The 16635-nt window shown below is 64.4% G+C and carries 12 protein-coding genes; 5 read left to right on the top strand and 7 right to left on the bottom strand.

Going from position 1 to position 16635, the window contains the following annotated elements:
* Positions 1-46 precede the first annotated feature (46 nt).
* Genes ACIPY3_RS08015 through ACIPY3_RS08000 form a run of 4 tightly spaced genes read left to right on the top strand, consistent with a single transcriptional unit; the run spans position 47 to position 5831 of the window.
* The gene (locus tag ACIPY3_RS08015; protein ID WP_400332280.1) at positions 47-2581 is read left to right on the top strand and encodes a DEAD/DEAH box helicase; all 2535 of its coding nucleotides are present in this window, start codon (positions 47-49) and stop codon (positions 2579-2581) included.
* Positions 2582-2592: 11 nt separating this feature from the next.
* Positions 2593-3963, top strand: a complete 1371-nt coding sequence (locus tag ACIPY3_RS08010) for a CoA transferase (RefSeq protein WP_400332278.1) — start codon at positions 2593-2595, stop codon at positions 3961-3963.
* Between the two features lie 13 nt (positions 3964-3976).
* The gene (locus tag ACIPY3_RS08005) at positions 3977-4489 is read left to right on the top strand and encodes a GNAT family N-acetyltransferase (RefSeq protein WP_400332275.1); all 513 of its coding nucleotides are present in this window, start codon (positions 3977-3979) and stop codon (positions 4487-4489) included.
* Positions 4482-5831 (top strand): alpha/beta fold hydrolase, encoded by a 1350-nt coding sequence (locus tag ACIPY3_RS08000; RefSeq protein ID WP_400332272.1) that lies wholly within the window; start codon positions 4482-4484, stop codon positions 5829-5831. The genes ACIPY3_RS08005 and ACIPY3_RS08000 overlap by 8 nt, the downstream gene beginning before the upstream one ends.
* Here ACIPY3_RS08000 and ACIPY3_RS07995 read toward each other — a convergent pair.
* The 4 genes from ACIPY3_RS07995 to coaE form a co-directional block, all read right to left on the bottom strand.
* Positions 5828-7138, bottom strand: coding sequence for an MFS transporter (locus ACIPY3_RS07995; protein WP_400332269.1), 1311 nt, complete (start codon positions 7136-7138; stop codon positions 5828-5830). The two genes, ACIPY3_RS08000 and ACIPY3_RS07995, sit on opposite strands and share 4 nt — an antisense overlap.
* 29 nt (positions 7139-7167) lie before the next feature.
* A complete protein-coding gene (locus tag ACIPY3_RS07990) occupies positions 7168-8193 on the bottom strand; it encodes a TerC family protein (protein WP_400332266.1) in 1026 nt (341 codons plus the stop codon).
* A gap of 168 nt (positions 8194-8361) precedes the next feature.
* Positions 8362-10461 carry an excinuclease ABC subunit UvrB gene (uvrB, locus tag ACIPY3_RS07985; RefSeq protein WP_400332264.1) on the bottom strand — a complete coding sequence of 700 codons (2100 nt, stop codon included), beginning with the start codon at positions 10459-10461 and terminating at the stop codon, positions 8362-8364.
* 29 nt (positions 10462-10490) lie between these two features.
* Positions 10491-11756 (bottom strand): dephospho-CoA kinase, encoded by a 1266-nt coding sequence (gene coaE / locus ACIPY3_RS07980; protein ID WP_400332261.1) that lies wholly within the window; start codon positions 11754-11756, stop codon positions 10491-10493.
* Positions 11757-11778: 22 nt separating this feature from the next.
* Between coaE and ACIPY3_RS07975 the strand changes: the two genes are divergently transcribed.
* Entirely contained in the window at positions 11779-12474 is a 696-nt protein-coding gene (locus tag ACIPY3_RS07975; protein ID WP_400332259.1) for an IMPACT family protein, read from the top strand.
* Between the two features lie 83 nt (positions 12475-12557).
* On the opposite strand, the gene rpsA is transcribed toward ACIPY3_RS07975, so the two are convergent.
* From rpsA to ACIPY3_RS07960, 3 genes are all read right to left on the bottom strand, one after another.
* On the bottom strand, positions 12558-14033 hold the full coding sequence (rpsA, locus tag ACIPY3_RS07970) for a 30S ribosomal protein S1 (protein WP_397321759.1): 1476 nt from the start codon (positions 14031-14033) through the stop codon (positions 12558-12560).
* A 193-nt stretch (positions 14034-14226) separates the two neighbouring features.
* Entirely contained in the window at positions 14227-15249 is a 1023-nt protein-coding gene (locus ACIPY3_RS07965; protein WP_400332256.1) for a polysaccharide deacetylase family protein, read from the bottom strand.
* Between the two features lie 52 nt (positions 15250-15301).
* Positions 15302-16609 carry a GNAT family N-acetyltransferase gene (locus ACIPY3_RS07960; protein WP_400332254.1) on the bottom strand — a complete coding sequence of 436 codons (1308 nt, stop codon included), beginning with the start codon at positions 16607-16609 and terminating at the stop codon, positions 15302-15304.
* Between the last annotated feature and the right edge of the window lie 26 nt (positions 16610-16635).

Raw genomic sequence — 16635 nt, 5'->3', positions numbered from 1 at the left:
CCTGCAGGAGCGAGCCTAGTGGTTGCGGGCACTAAGCTGGAAACCAATGAAACTTCTTGAGCAGCTTTCCGGTTCAACCGCCTCCAATCCCCTGGGTCCGGACGACATTTACAGCCGCTTTGTTGAGTGGACAGAGAGCCGCGGCCTGCAGCTGTACCCCGCACAGGACGAGGCCGTCATGGAACTTGCTTCGGGAGCCAACGTCATCCTGGCCACGCCCACTGGTTCCGGCAAGTCCATGGTGGCCATCGCGGCGCACTTCGAAGCGATGGCGCGTGGCCGGCGCAGTTACTACACGGCACCCATCAAGGCCCTGGTGTCCGAGAAGTTTTTTGCCCTGTGCGAGATCTTCGGCGCCGAAAATGTCGGCATGATCACGGGTGACTCCGGCGTCAACCAGGACGCACCCATCATCTGCTGCACCGCTGAAATCCTCGCGAACACGGCACTGCGCGAAGGCGCGGCCGCAGAGGTCGGCGCCGTGATCATGGACGAGTTCCACTTCTATGCCGACCCGCAGCGTGGCTGGGCCTGGCAGGTACCACTCCTGGAGTTGCCGCAGGCGCAGTTCCTGCTCATGTCGGCCACATTGGGCGATGTGAGCCGATTCGAAGAAGGACTGACCCAGCTCACCGGCCGGACCACCACAACGGTCAGTTCCGCGGAACGCCCCATTCCGCTGCACTACTACTACCACCAGACGCCTGTCCATGAGACCCTCGAGGAACTGCTGTCCACCAAGCAGGTGCCTGTGTACGTGGTCCACTTCAGCCAGGCCGAAGCGATTGAGCGCGCGCAGAACCTCATGAGCATCAACATGTGCAGCCGGGAAGAAAAGGACCGGATCGCCGAGCTGATCGCCAACTTCCGCTTCGCAGCCGGGTTTGGCAAGACCCTTAACCGCCTGGTCCGCCACGGGATCGGCGTCCACCACGCAGGTATGCTGCCAAAGTATCGCCGTCTGGTGGAACAGTTGGCCCAGGCCGGCTTGCTCAAGGTCATCTGCGGAACCGACACTTTGGGCGTTGGCATCAACGTGCCCATCCGGACGGTGCTGCTCACCGCCTTGAGCAAGTACGACGGCGTCCGCACCCGGGTGCTGAACCCTCGTGAGTTCCATCAGATTGCCGGACGGGCGGGGCGGGCAGGGTACGACACCGCAGGAACCGTTGTGGTCCAGGCCCCTGAACACGTGGTGGAAAACGCCAAGGCGATGGCCAAAGCCACGGCAAAGTTCGGCAATGACCAGAAGAAGCTTCGCCAGGTAGTGAAGAAGAAGCCGCCGGAGGGATTCGTCTCCTGGGGAGAACCGACGTTCAACCGGCTTGTCGAATCCGTTCCGGAGCCTTTGACCTCCAGCTTCACGGTGACGCATGCCATGCTGCTGAACCTGCTGGAGCGGCCCGGCGATCCCTTCCTTGCCACCCGCAGGCTGCTCAGCGAAAACCATGAGTCCAGGGCCTCGCAGCTCAAGCTGATGAAAAAGGCCCTGGGTATCTATCGTGAACTGCTGGCCGCCGGTGTGGTGGAGCGGGTTCCGGAGGACGAGCAGGCAGCCGAAGGGCGTTCGGTCCGGTTGACTGTCCACTTGCAGGCGAACTTTGCGCTCAACCAGCCTCTCTCCCCCTTCGCCCTGGCTGCCCTGGAGTTGCTCGATCCGGAGTCGCCCGCGTACGCGCTGGACGTGGTGTCGGTGATCGAAGCGACGCTGGAGAAACCCCGGCAAATCCTCTCTGCCCAGCAGAAGAAGGCTCGCGGCGAGGCCGTGGCGGCCATGAAAGCCGATGGCATCGACTACGACCAACGCATGGCCATGCTCGACGAGGTCACCTATCCCATGCCGTTGGCGGACATCCTGGGAGAGGCCTTCGACGTGTACCGCAAGGCCGCGCCGTGGGTGGGCGACTTCGAACTGGCGCCCAAATCCATCATCCGGGACATGTACGAGCGGGCCATGAACTTCGGCGAGTTCGTCCAGTTTTATGGCCTGGCGCGTTCCGAGGGCATTGTGCTGCGCTACCTCGCCGACGGCTTCAGGGCGTTGCGCCAGACGGTGCCCCAGGATTCGTTGCGCGAAGACCTGGAAGACCTCATCGCATGGCTTGGCGAGCTGGTGCGGCAAGTGGACTCGAGCCTGCTCGACGAGTGGGAGGAACTCACCTCCGGCCTGGCACCGACGCCCCACGATGCCCCGCCGCCACCGCCGCCCTCCCTGACCTCGAACCCAAGGGCCTTCCGCGTCATGGTCCGCAACGAAATGTTCCGGCGCGTGGAGCTGTTTGCCGACGAGGATTCAGCTGCCCTGGGCGAACTGGACGCCGACGCGGGCTGGGAAGCGGACAAGTGGGAAGACGTCCTGGACGATTACTTCGACGAACACGATGACATCGGTACGGGACCGGACGCCCGCGGACCCGGACTGCTGATCATCACCGAGGAGCCCGGACTATGGCGTGTCCGGCAAATCTTCGACGACCCGGCAGGCAACCACGACTGGGGCATTTCCGCCGAAGTGGACCTTGCCGCCTCTGACCAGTCCGGCACAGCGGTGGTGAGGGTCACCGCCGTCGACCGCTTGTAAAGGATCGCTCCATGGAAACCGTCCCGGATTTGTCGGAGAGCCTGCGGAACCTGGGCGCCATTGGCCCGGTTCCTGCGGCGGCCTGGGACGGTCCCCGACGCTGGTGGCACGGCCCCCTGGACGTGGAAGGGTTGGCGATCGGCTCCGTCCAGGCCGCAGCCACAGCGTTGAATGCGCTGACGGCGAGCCGGCGGTACCAGGTTTCCGCGGTCCGGACCGCCCACTCCTTCGATTCCCTGGGACACTTGCGCATCGATGGACGGCCGGCGGTGGGTTTTGCGCCCCTGTCAGGTTTCAGGCGGACCTCGGACGGCTGGATCAGGCTGCACGCCAACTATCCCCACCACGCGGCCCGGCTGCTGGAAGCATTGTCCCTGTCCGCAGAGGGTCAGGTTGCGGGTGCCCTGCTGGACTTGACGGCGTTGGAAGCCGAAGCGCTCATCAATGCCGGGGGTGGAGTGGCGGCGGCCGTCCGGAGCCGCGCCGCATGGATCGACGCACCGGGCCACGGCGCAGTCGCATCCCTCCCATGGATCGACACGCATCCGGCCCCGGGACCCGCGCCGGCCGGAAAGCAGTGGCGCCCTTCCTCAGACCCCGGTCGCCCTTTGTTGGGCCTGCGGGTACTGGATCTCACCCGTGTCATCGCCGGTCCCACGGCAACGCGCTTGCTGGGCGCGCTGGGCGCTGATGTCCTGCGGATTGATCCTCCGCAGATCCCGGAATTGCCGGACGCATTCATCGATTCAGGCTTCGACAAGCGAAGTGCCGTGGCGGACTTCGGCAATGCCGTTGACCTGGAGCGTGTACGGGGCCTGGCGGCCACAGCGGACGTGGTGGTCCTGGGGTACCGTGCCGGCGCCCTGGAATCCTTCGGACTCGACGCCCAGGCATTGGCCCAGGACCGCGGCGATGTCATTGTGGCCGCGCTGTCCGCCTGGGGTGCCGGACCGTGGGGGCAGCGGCGGGGCTTCGACAGCCTGGTCCAGGCAGCTTCCGGCATCGCCGCAGGTTATGGAACAACGAACGACGGCGGGTGGCGGCCGGGTGCCCTGCCGGTGCAGGCCTTGGACCACGCCACGGGATACGGCCTGGCCGCTGCCGTCCTTGCCCTGCTGGCCGAAAGGCAAGCGAACGGTCGCGGAGGGGTAGCCCGAATGTCCTTGGCCAGGACAGCAGAGGAGCTGTTCCGCTTGGGTCCGGCTGGCGGCGAGGGGACGGACAGCCCGCTGCCCGAGCCGGATTACCGGCAGATGGACAGCACGCACGGTGTCCTCCGGCTCGTCGGACCGCCCCTTACGGTGGACGGCTCACCCTTGGGGTATTCAACGGCGCCGGTGACCTACGGTTCCTCGGAACCGGCTTGGCTCAGCCGCCCCTAGTAAGCTCGGAACCATGAGTCTAATCCGCCCCGCAACTGTCGACGACGTCCCCGCGATCCTGCGCATGATCCATGATCTGGCGATCTATGAGAAGGAACCGGATGCCGTCAAGAACACCCCGGAGATGCTGGAGGATGTGCTGTTCGGGGAGAGCCCGAGGGTCTATGCCACCATGGCCGAAAACGCCGCCGGCGAGGTCCAGGGATTCGCACTGTGGTTCCTGAACTACTCCACGTGGGAGGGCGTCCACGGCATTTACCTCGAAGACCTGTACGTCATCCCTGAAGCCCGTGGCGAGGGCCACGGCAAGGCGCTCCTGCAGTATCTGGCCGCGACCGCCGTCGAAAATGGATACGCACGGGTGGAGTGGAGTGTCCTGGACTGGAACGAGCCGTCCATCAGGTTCTACAAGAACCTGGGCGCCTTCCCCATGGAGGAGTGGTCCACCTTCCGTTTAACGGGTGATGCGCTGGCCGCATTCGGGACCTCGGGCGCGAACGACGGGAAGGCGCTGGCACGTGGCTGAACAGCACTGGATCCGCGCACGCCACGAGTTCCGTGGGCTGCGGACCGCGGAGCATTTCTTCACCGTTCCCCTCAACCATGGACTCGTGGAAGCCTGGGGAACCAAGGAGGGACACGTTCCGAACGAATCCACCGGGGAGACCATCACAGTCTTCGCCCGCGAGTACTCGTCCACGGAGTACAGCGAAGAAGAAGCCGCGCGGCTCCCGTGGCTTCTCTTCCTGCAGGGCGGTCCCGGTGGTCGCGGCAACCGGGTCACGTCCTTGGCGGGCTGGATGAAAGCTGCGGCCAAGGACTTCCGCATCCTCATGCTGGACCAGCGCGGAACGGGCCTTTCCACCCCCGTGGAGCAGCACACCTTGGCATTGCGTGGAAACGCAGCAGAGCAAGCAGAGTACCTGGCACACTTCCGCGCGGATTCGATAGTTGCCGATTCCGAGTTCATCCGCCGGACACTTGGCTCGGCTCCCTGGAGCGTGCTGGGGCAGAGCTTCGGCGGCTTCTGTGCGTTGACTTACCTGTCCTTTGCGCCGGAGGGTCTCCGCGAAGTCATGATCACCGGCGGCCTGGCACCCATCCAGGGTCCCGCTGACCGGGTTTACCGGGCCACCTTCCGCCGAGTGGCCGCCCGCAACGCGGAGTACTTCGCCTGGTACCCGGAGGACCGCGAGGTGGTCACGCGCATTGCCAGGCATCTGCAGGAGACGCCCGAGTACCTCGCCAGTGGTGAACGGCTGACGCCGGAACGTTTCCAAATGGTTGGCTCGTTCCTGGGCGGCAACACCCGGGTGGACGCCCTTCACTACCTCCTGGAGGATGCGTTCGTCGAGACGGCAGCAGGGCCGCGGCTGTCCGAGGCATTCCTGGAGCAGGTACGCTCACTGGTCAGCCGGACTGCCAATCCCCTGTATGCGGTGCTTCACGAGTCCATCTACGGCCAGGGCGAGGCCACCAAATGGGCAGCTTGGCGGGTCTTGGAGGAGTACCCGGAGTTCGAGCCCACGGCAGCCGAACCACTGCTGACGGGAGAGATGGTCTATCCCTGGTACTTCGACCAGGATCCGGCCTTGGTCCCCTACCGTGACGTCGCCGAACTGTTGGCCGCCAAAGAGGACTGGGCCCCGCTGTACGATCCGCATCGCCTGGCCACCAACACCATCCCTGTTGCCGCCGCCGTCTACAAGGACGACATCTACGTGGACCACGAACTCTCCATGGAGACCGTGGCAGCGGTACGCGGCCTCCAGCCGTGGGTCACTGGCGACTTCCACCATGATGGCATTGGAGAAGACGGCGAAGGCATCTTCCGCAGGCTCTTCGGACTGGTCCGCGGCGCCCGTTAGGCCGCTGGCCGGATCTTGTACCTGGCCGCAGACGTGAGTACCAGTGCAAGCACCGCTGCGGCCAGGATGCCCCCGGCCACGTTGAGGCCTTGATAGCCAAGCCACGCAAGGACCAGTCCCGACGTGGCGCCACCCACGGCGCCTGCAGCACCCATGAGGGTGTCGGACACACCCTGGACCGTGACGCGCTGGCCCTCTGCCACGCTTTCTGCAAGGAGGGTTGATCCGGCGATGGTCGCTGCCGACCACCCCAGGCCCAGGAGGATCAAACCCACCGTTACCAGGAAGGGCTGGGCATGGCCGAGTCCCGCAACCAGGACAGCAAGCAGGATCAGGCCGTGCCCCATGGCGATGGTGGGAAGCCGGCCCGCCTTGTCAGTCAGCCAACCCCAGAGCGGCGAGAGCGCGAACATGCCGGCAATATGCAGTGAAATGGTCACGCCAATCACTACCAGTGCGTCGGTGCTGTCTGTGGTGTGATGTTCAGCGTGCGCACCGCCCACCAGTTGTTGGAGGTGGAGGGGAGTCATGGACATGACGGCCACCATGACTCCATGCGCGGCCACCACAGCCGCCAGCGCAAGGAGCGCCCGCGGCGAGGATCGGATGGCGCCAAGCCCCGAACGGACGCTCCCCCGCACGGGCGCCTTCGCTGTTCCTGCAGCCTCGGACGCGAGGCGTCGGGCCAGCAGCAAGGGATCTGGCCGCAGCCCGAGGAACAAGAGGGCCGCAGCCAGGAAGAGTCCCACGGCCGAGAAGACAAAGGGCCCGGCGATCGGCGGCAAGCCGAGCGCAGAACCCACCACCGCACCCGGCTGGATGAGGTTGGGGCCCGCAACTGCCCCGATGGTGATGGCCCAGACCACGGTGGACAGCGACCTGCCGCGGTGCTCGGCTTCGGCGAGGTCGACGGCGGCAAACCGCGCCTGGAGGTTTGCGGCGGTGCCCAGCCCGAGGAAGGCGCCACCCAGGAGAAGCAACAAGAACGATCCTGCCACTACCGAGGCCATCATGAGCAAGGCCCCCGCCAAGGCCGCAACCAACCCGGTAACGAGGCCTACCCTGCGTCCGCGGGCTTCGGCGAGCCTGGCCAAGGGCAGTGCGGTCAAAGCCGCGGCAAGGGTGAGCACGGTGGTAATCGACCCCGCCCACGCCTCGGAACCCGAGAGATCCACGGCCAGCAAGGAGCCGATGGACAGGGTGGCGCCGTTTCCGACGCCGCTGAGCAACTGCGAGGAACTGAGCAGGAAAACAGTACGGCGCTGGACCCGTTGGGGGTCCAGCGCCGTAGATGAAGTGGTAGTCACCTCACGAGACTACAACGATTGCTGCGCGGTTACTCCGCCTCGCTCATGCTCTTCTTGGCGTCCTCTTCCAGGCGGGCATCGATCTGCGCCTGCCGTGCGGCGGGGCTCAGCAAGCTGGCGACGACGGCGATCACGATGGTGCCGATGATGACGCCCAGCGAGACGAAGGTGGGAATCTCAGGAGCCCATTCGATGTGGTGGCCGCCGTTGATGAACGGAAGTTCGTTGACGTGCATGGCGTGCAGGACCAGCTTGACGCCGATGAACGCAAGGATGACGGACAAGGCGTGCTTGAGGTAAACCAAACGGGTCATGAGGCCACCGAGCAGGAAGTACAGCTGGCGCAGGCCCATCAGGGCGAAGATGTTGGCCGTGAACACGATGAACGCACTTTGCGTCAGGCCGAAGATCGCCGGGATGGAGTCCACCGCGAACAGGAGGTCCGTCATGCCGATGGTGATGAAGACGATCAGCATGGGGGTGAACACTTTTTTGCCGTTGACCGTGGTGCGGATCTTGCCGCCGTCGAACTTCTCCGACATGGGCAGCACCTTGCGGATACGGGCAATCAGGGGGTTTTCAACGTCTTCTTCGTGTTCACCGGAATCAGTGGCCTGCTTCCATGCTGTCCAGAGGAGGAAGGCACCGAAGATGTAGAAGATCCAGCTGAACTGCTCGATCACCACAGCGCCCAGGGCAATGAAGATACCCCGCAGGACCAGCGCGATGATGATGCCCACCATCAGCACTTCCTGCTGGTACTTCCTGGGCACCGAGAAGCGGGCCATGATGATGATGAACACAAAGAGGTTGTCGATACTGAGGCTGTACTCGGTGACCCAACCTGCGACGAATTGGCTGCCGTATTCGGCACCCGTGAAGTAGAACATCGCGCCGGCAAAAACCAACGCCAAAGCAACATAGAAGGCGACCCACAGGCCGGCTTCCTTCATTGAGGGTTCATGGGGACGCTTGACCACCAAAAGAAGGTCGATCAGCAAGATGATTCCGAGGACGACAAACGAGCCGACTTCGAACCAGATAGGGAGCTCCATTAAAGAAGGCCTTTCGCAGGGTACGGGAAAGCGATGTAAGTCTCTCCGGCCAGCCAAATGCGTTCAAGGCATGATGTGGCGGCCCGCTAGGCCCGGCGAGGCATCTGTGCCTTGCGTGTTGACGGACGTAGCGCTTGGGATACTCCCCTACGTGGACCTAACTTTACCTTAGGCGTGCCCTGCGGATTGCATCTGGCGTAATTCGCGCTTCAACTCCTTGACTTCGTCACGGATCCTTGCCGCGACCTCGAACTGCAGCTCGGCGGCGGCGCCGTGCATTTGCTCCGTCAGCTGCTCGATGAGGCCAACCAGGTCTTCGGCCGGTGCGGCAGCGAGGCCATCCTGCCGGACGGTGGCTGCTCCCTTGGCGGTGGATTTGCTGCGTTTCGCACCCTTGGCCAGCCGGTTGTTGTTGAGCAGCTCCTGCGTATCGGCGTCTTCCTTGGCGAGCTGGTCCGTGATGTCGGCGATCCGCTTGCGCAGTGGCTGGGGATCGATGCCGTTCTCCTGGTTGTACGTCACCTGGATAGCGCGGCGCCGGTTGGTTTCATCGATGGCGTGCGCCATGGAATCGGTGATCTTGTCCGCGTACATGTGGACCTGGCCGGAGACGTTTCGGGCCGCACGGCCGATGGTCTGGATCAGGGACGTGGAGGAACGCAGGAAGCCTTCCTTGTCCGCGTCCAGGATGCTGACCAGTGACACTTCAGGCAGGTCGAGGCCTTCACGGAGCAGGTTGATACCCACCAGGACATCGAAGACGCCCATCCGAAGCTCCCGGAGCAACTCCACTCGGCGGAGGGTGTCAACGTCCGAGTGCAAGTACTCCACTTTGACGCCGTGGCCCACCAGGTAATCGGTGAGGTCCTCGGCCATGCGCTTGGTCAGGGTGGTCACCAGGACACGTTCGTCCTTGGCGGTCCGGGTCCGGATCTCTTCGAGGAGGTCGTCGATCTGGCCCTTGGTGGGCTTGACCACCACTTCCGGGTCGATGAGTCCGGTGGGCCGGATGATCTGCTGGACGTAGCCGTCTGCCTTGCCGAGCTCGTACTTGCCGGGCGTTGCCGAGAGGTAAACGGTCTGGCCGATGCGCTCCAGGAACTCGTCCCACTTCAGTGGGCGGTTGTCCATGGCCGAGGGCAGGCGGAAGCCGAAGTCCACGAGGTTTCGCTTGCGGGACATGTCGCCCTCATACATGGCGCCGATCTGCGGGATGGTGACGTGGGATTCGTCGACCACCAGGAGGAAGTCGTCCGGGAAGTAGTCCAGCAGGCAGTGCGGAGCCGTCCCGGCGGCGCGGCCGTCAATGTGGGCGGAGTAGTTCTCGATGCCGTTGCAGAATCCCATCTGCTGCATCATTTCGAGGTCGTACGTGGTGCGCATCCGGAGGCGCTGGGCTTCCACCAGTTTGTTCTGGCTTTCCAGGACCTTGAGCCGGTCCGCCAATTCATCTTCGATCCGTTTGATGGCCCGTGCCATCCGCTCGGGTCCGGCGACATAGTGCGAGGCCGGGAAGACGTACATCTCTTGCTCATCGCGGATCACTTCGCCGGTCAGTGGATGAAGGGTCTGGATGTTTTCGATCTCATCGCCGAAGAACTCGATCCGGATGGCGAGTTCCTCATACATGGGGATGATTTCGACGGTATCGCCGCGAACCCGGAAGGTACCCCTGTGGAAGTCCATGTCGTTGCGGGTGTACTGCATGGAAACAAACTTGCGGAGCAGGTGGTCGCGGTTGAGTTCGGCGCCCTTGCGGAGGGTCACCATGCCGGCGATGTACTCTTCGGGGGTGCCCAGGCCGTAAATGCAGGACACGGTGGCCACGACGATGACATCCCGCCTGGTCAGCAGTGAGTTGGTGGCCGAGTGGCGGAGCCGCTCCACTTCCTCATTGATGGAGGAATCCTTCTCAATGAAGGTGTCCGTCTGCGCTACATAGGCTTCGGGCTGGTAGTAGTCGTAGTAGGAGACGAAGTACTCCACCGCGTTGTTGGGGAGCAGTTCCCGGAATTCGTTGGCGAGCTGTGCTGCCAGCGTCTTGTTCTGGACCAGAACCAGGGTTGGCCGCTGGACCTGCTCGATGAGCCAGGCAGTCGTGGCGCTCTTACCGGTGCCGGTGGCGCCGAGGAGGACAACGTCCTTCTCGCCGTTGGTGATTCTCTCGGTCAGTTCGGCGATGGCAGTGGGCTGGTCGCCGGCAGGCTTGTATTCGCTGACGACTTCAAAGGGCGCAACGACGCGGTTGATTTCCTGGGCAAGGCTCATGGAAACAATCTACCCCCGCCCACGGACAGCTACTGTCCGGATTGGGACCCTTCCGCCAAGGGAGAACCCGGCAGCGGGGGTTCAGCGGTGGACGACGGCGGCATCCACCCTGAGTCCGTGGCCCATTCCTCCATGCGGGGCCAGGCAACGTCGGTGAACCACGGCTCTTTGGCGTCGGCGTACCCGGCGGTGTCCTCGTCTTCGGCGTACCGCGCAGCCAGGTCCCGTTTGTGCGACTCATAGCTCTTCCGGGCGTCGGCGTCGGCCCGCAACCAGTCGCGGAACATCAGGGCGTACCGCCATCCCGGTGAGCCGGCCACGCGGACGTGCAGGTTGACCGCCCTGCCGGGGTCGGCGTTGGCATGGAATCTCTTGAGCCAGCCCGCAGGATCCGGCTGGGACGGCTTCGGGGTGTCCCCGGTGACGTGTTGCACCACCGGGAAGCCCGCGGCAGCCAGCAGCGGCGCAAGCCGGTCGGCCACATCAAGGTCCGGAACGCCCAACTGGAGGTCCAGAACGTCTTTGGCAGCCAGGCCGGGGACGGCCGTGGATCCAACATGATCCAAGGAGAGAATGCCGGTGGGAACTGCCGCCTCGATGCGGGCCAGGAGGCGCGCAGCCTCCAGAGGCCACTCCGGCAGGGATTCCGACAGTACCGGGCCGGACACACGTGGAGCGCGGTGGTTCCACTGGAGGTTCTCCGCAAACGGCACAAGCCTGTCAGACCAGAGGGAGTCGACGGCGCCGAGGATGTCCGAACGGCTGCCGGAGTTGTCCAGGACAACGTCTGCCGCGGCCAGGCGTTCCTCCCTGCCGGCTTGGGCTGCCATCCGGGAGCGGGCCTCGTCCGGAGACATTCCACGGAGCTCAACCATGCGCTGGAACCGCACGTCGTCAGGGGAATCCACCACGATGACCAGATGGAAGGCACTCCCCTGCCCTGTCTCGACGAGCAGCGGAATGTCCTGGACCACGATCTCACCGGGCTCAGCCGCGGCAAGCGTTGCAGCAGCCGACGCACGGACCAAGGGATGGATGATGCTGTTGAGCATCTGCCGCCTGGACGGGTCCTGGAAGACAATGGCACCCAGCGCCGGACGGTCCAGGCTGCCGTCCGCAGCGAGAATACCCTCTCCGAAAGCCGCCACCACCCGGGACAGGCCGGCTGTACCGGGCTCCACTACCTGCCGGGCCAGGAGGTCCGCGTCAACGAGGGTGGCCCCCAACTCCTGGAGTCGAGCGGCCACCAACGATTTTCCCGAGGCAATGCCGCCCGTCAGCCCAATCTTCAGCACCCCTCCACACTAGACTGAAGCGGTGCAAAATGAGGACGAAAGCCGCGCGACCAGCTACACGACCCTCGCCACGGGACCCGATTTCCGCCATGAACTCGAGATCCGACGGTCCCGTTTCATCACCGTCCTCCGCCGCTCAGCAGACGAGGAATCAGCACGCGAACTTGTTGCCTCGCTACGCCGGGAGTTCCACGACGCCGGGCACCACTGCTCAGCCTTCGTCATCGGCCCCGACCGCATGATCCAGCGCTCCTCCGACGACGGAGAGCCGTCCGGCACCGCCGGGATACCCATGCTTGAGGCGTTGATCAAACGGGAGACGGCACCCGGGGTGACTGACCTCAGCGACATCAGTGCCGTCGTCGTCCGCTACTTCGGCGGGATCCTGCTGGGTGCCGGCGGCCTGGTGCGGGCCTACTCCGAATCGGTTTCCACGGCCTTGGAACGTGCGCCACTGGTGCACAGGAAGCGCTTGCGGCTCTGTGACCTCGGCGTTCCCCATGCCGAAGCGGGCCGCTTGGAAAACGACCTCCGCAGCAGCGGCTTCGTGATGGCGGAAACAGAGTACCAGGCACACCAGGCCGTCCTGAGGCTGGCCCTTCCCGACGATGTCCCGGCCATCGAGGAGGCGCAGTCGAGGGTGGCTGCACTGACGGCCGGGAGTTCCACCCTGGAGCCCCGGGGAACCGAATGGATCGACGTTCCCCGCCAGGCTTAGGCTGCAGGCAACGCAAAAGACCCCCACCGGAAGGGTGGGGGTCTTTTGTTGGCTATTCAGCACAGCCCCGAAGTGCGGCGGAATTAGTTGCCGGTGAGCTTCTCGCGCAGGGCGGCGAGGGCCTCGTCGGAAGCCAGGGTGCCCGCGTTGGACTCAGCAGCAGCCGGCTCCGAGGAGTAGCTGGTAGCGCCGGAGTCGCCTTCGCCGGACGTTGCAGCAGCAGCGTCGTCGGCAGCGTGCTGTGCAACCTGCTTCTTGTGGGATTCCCAACGTGCCTGGGCGTCAGCGTACTGCTGCTCCCAAGCGGCACGCTGTGCCTCGTAGCCCTCGAGCCATTCGTTCGACTCGGGGTCGAAGCCCTCGGGGTACTTGTAGTTGCCCTCTTCGTCGTACTCGGCGGCCATGCCGTACAGAGCAGGATCGAATTCGGTGCTGTCTGCGTCAACGCCCTCGTTGGCCTGCTTGAGGGAGAGGGAGATGCGGCGACGCTCGAGGTCGATGTCGATGACCTTGACGAACAGTTCGTCGCCAACGGAGACAACCTGCTCGGCGAGCTCCACGTGGCGGACAGCCAGCTCGGAGATGTGCACGAGGCCTTCGATGCCGTCTTCGACGCGAACGAACGCACCGAACGGAACCAGCTTGGTGACCTTACCCGGAACAACCTGGCCGAGGGCGTGGGTGCGGGCGAAGGTCTGCCACGGGTCTTCCTGCGTAGCCTTGAGCGACAGGGAGACACGCTCGCGGTCCAGATCCACTTCGAGGACCTCGACGGTGACTTCCTGGCCAACCTCGACAACCTCGGACGGGTGGTCGATGTGCTTCCAGGACAGCTCGGAAACGTGGACGAGGCCGTCTACGCCGCCAAGGTCCACGAAGGCACCGAAGTTGACGATGGAGGAAACAACGCCGGGGCGGACCTGGCCCTTTTCCAGCTTGTTGAGGAACGTGGAGCGAACCTCGGACTGGGTCTGCTCGAGCCATGCACGGCGGGACAGAACAACGTTGTTGCGGTTCTTGTCCAGCTCGATGATCTTGGCTTCGATCTGCTGACCGATGTACGGAGCGAGGTCGCGGACGCGACGCATTTCGACGAGGGAGGCGGGCAGGAAGCCGCGCAGTCCGATGTCCAGGATGAGGCCACCCTTGACAACCTCGATGACGGTACCGGTAACGACGCCGTCTTCTTCCTTGACCTTCTCGATGTCGCCCCAGGCACGCTCGTACTGAGCACGCTTCTTGGAGAGGATCAGACGGCCTTCTTTGTCTTCCTTGGTGAGAACCAGGGCTTCGACCTGATCGCCAACGGCGACAACTTCGCCGGGGTCAACGTCGTGCTTGATGGAAAGCTCGCGGGAAGGGATGACACCTTCGGTCTTGTAACCGATGTCGAGCAGGACTTCGTCGCGGTCAACCTTGACGACAGTACCTTCGACGAGGTCGCCGTCGTTGAAGTACTTGATGGTGGCGTCGACAGCTGCGAGGAAGTCCTCAGCGGTACCGATGTCGTTGATCGCGACTACGGGGGTACCGGGCTTCTCGGTGGAGGTGATGGTCATGTAGTAGGGGCTCCGTTGTGGATAGTATGTCGGTCAGGCAAACCGCTGCCGCCCGGGTCCGGACGGCAGAACACGGCGAAGGGCCGGGTCATCCTGATTTGTGGATTATTACAAAATGGATGCGCGCACGTAGTACACGCCCGTTTATTGTAGTCGATTCTGCAAAGCAGGGTCAAAAGGACTCCATGCAGCCTCAGGCCGGGAGGACCTGTCCCAACTGGGCAAAGGTGGTTCCGCCGTCCAGGAGCCGGGGCAACACCCTGGCGTAGCCTTCGGCGGTACCGGAAGCCGGCCGGTTGAAGTGCGAGATCACGATGTCGCCCGCTTTCACCTTGCCCACCTCGGCGGCGACCGTTGCCGGCGGGAAGGTCGCTCCGCCGTCGCCATTGATGCTGAAGTTGACCGGCAGCATGCCGAGCCTGCGCGTCATGGCCGCCGCGACGTCGTCGTAATAGGCCGTACCGGGACGAAAGAAGCGGGGCCAGGTGCCGGTCAGCGAGTGCAGCACGGCTTGGTTGCCGGTCAACTCGTCATAGGCGTCCGCCACGCTGGCCGTGCCCGTGATGCCGTAGGCCGCCCGTCCGCTGACGGACAGCGGCAGGTGCCGCGTTCCGTGGTTGGCAAGCTCGAACAACGGTTCGGCGGCGAGGTCGGCAGCCAGCGACGGGTTCGCGGCCAGCCAGCGGCTGTTGACGAACAACGTGGCCGGCACCTTGAGGCTGCGGAGGGTCGCCAGCAACTTGTGGTCGCAGCCGGCCCCGCCGGGACCGCCACAGGCATCGAACGTCAGGGCCACGTGGCGGCCAGGTGAATTGTCCACCACACCTGTCACGTGCAGTCCCCACTCCTTGGGGCGCAAGGCACTGAATTCGGCCAGGATTTGCTCCCTGCCGGGCGGCGCAGACACAGCGTTCGACGCCGGTGCTCCCCTTCCGGCGTCCACGCCGCCGGTGGTTTCACCGCCGCCGGCGTCGACGCCTCCAGCTTGTTGACCGTGGTTCCGTACCGCCAAGGCCGCTGCTTCTTCCTCCTTGGACAGTTCGGCAATGGACGGCGGCGGAGTGGCCGGACCGGCACTGCCGGGGGCGGGCCCCGCAGATGGCGCGTCGCTCCCGCCGTCGGTGGAACATGCGGCCAGGGCGGCGGACGCGAGGCCCGCCATTCCAAGCAGCACTGATCGCCGGCCGGCCAGCGGCCGCCGCTTGGAATCCCCCATGGATGTCCCTCTTCTTGTTGCGTGCTATGCAGTTGTTGAGCTGTGGATGGAACTAGAAATGCGTGAGGCAGTGCGCCGGCCGTTCAACGGCAAACAACTGCTGGGCCGCAAAAGCTGCCCCGGGTGCGTGGACCTGGATCCGGCCGGCAGCGGCGAGGGTCACGGGCGACACGGAGCCGAGGTAGATCGACGCCAGGTCAGAGACATCGAGGCTGAGGTCCGGGTCCGTGCCGGCAACGTCCCGCACTGTGGCGGAACCGGAGTCGGACGCGATTTCCCACGTGCCGCCAGCCAAGCCGAGGGTATCCGAAACCTGCAGGACCAGTTTGCTTGTGACGGGATAGTGCCGGGCGGCCAAAGCCGCGGGCACATCGAGGATCCTGAGCCACAGCATGTCCCGGACATCGGAGGACTCGATGCAGCGTGGATCCTCCAGCGCCCAGGCCAGGGGATCATCCACCGGGGCCTCATTCCAGGTGACCACGTCGATCAGGTCGATGCTGCCCAGGAAGCGCCACAGGTCGAGGTACGCGGCATCGTTGCCGGCCACGAGGTCAACAACCTCCATGGTGAAGGGCTTGGCGTCCCACCCTTTGAAACGGTAGGAGACGTAGCCGTCAACGGTTCCCGTGGAGTCGTAGTGCAGTGCGCTGCGTACGGCAAGGTCCGGTTGCCCATCATGGCCGATCGAACCCGATGCCAGGAGCCGGTAATACTCCTGGCGTCCAATGGACCCCGGGGTGGCGCGCTGGACGCGCTCGAAAATCTGCGGTGCGATGTCCAGCAGGACTGCCGGATCTGCCACTTCCACGGTTCCCGTCATTGGCCCGCGGACACGGAACCGGGGACCGGTATCCACCTTGATGCTCCGCTCGAAGGTGGCCACGCCAAACCCGAAGCGTCCATAGATGGTGCCCTCGGAGGCCGTCAGCGCGGCCATGGCCAGGCCGTCATCCTTGGCCCCCTCGAGGTCGGCGGTGATCATGCCGCGCAGGATGCCTTGGCGCCGGTGGGTGCCGCGGACGGTGACTGCGGTGACAAGGTTGGACTCGAGTTGCCGGCCGAAGCCGATGTTGAGGGGCTTGCGCATGGTGCCATACGTGGCCACCGGAACGTCGGCACCCACGGAGTGTTGGGGTACGTCGCCTTCGACGTACACTCCGGTCAGCTCGCGCTGGTCGACGGCGTAGCTGGCGAGCGTCTTGGCGACGAACTCCTCGTTCCGACGGTGCTGGTGGAAGCCGTGGGAGACTGCGTGGACCCATGCCGCGCTGCGGGCGTAACCAGGGTTGTCCTGGCCGGCGGCGGGGAATCGGTGGACGGTGTACTTTGCTTGGTTCGTTTCATTGGGATCAGCCACGATCCCGAGCCTAGCCAGCAGCAGGA

The organism is Paenarthrobacter sp. NPDC089714 (assembly GCF_044748905.1).
Lineage (GTDB): Bacteria > Actinomycetota > Actinomycetes > Actinomycetales > Micrococcaceae > Arthrobacter.
The sequence above is the reverse complement of the archived record's forward strand: the minus strand, read 5'-3'. Positions and strand labels throughout refer to the sequence as shown.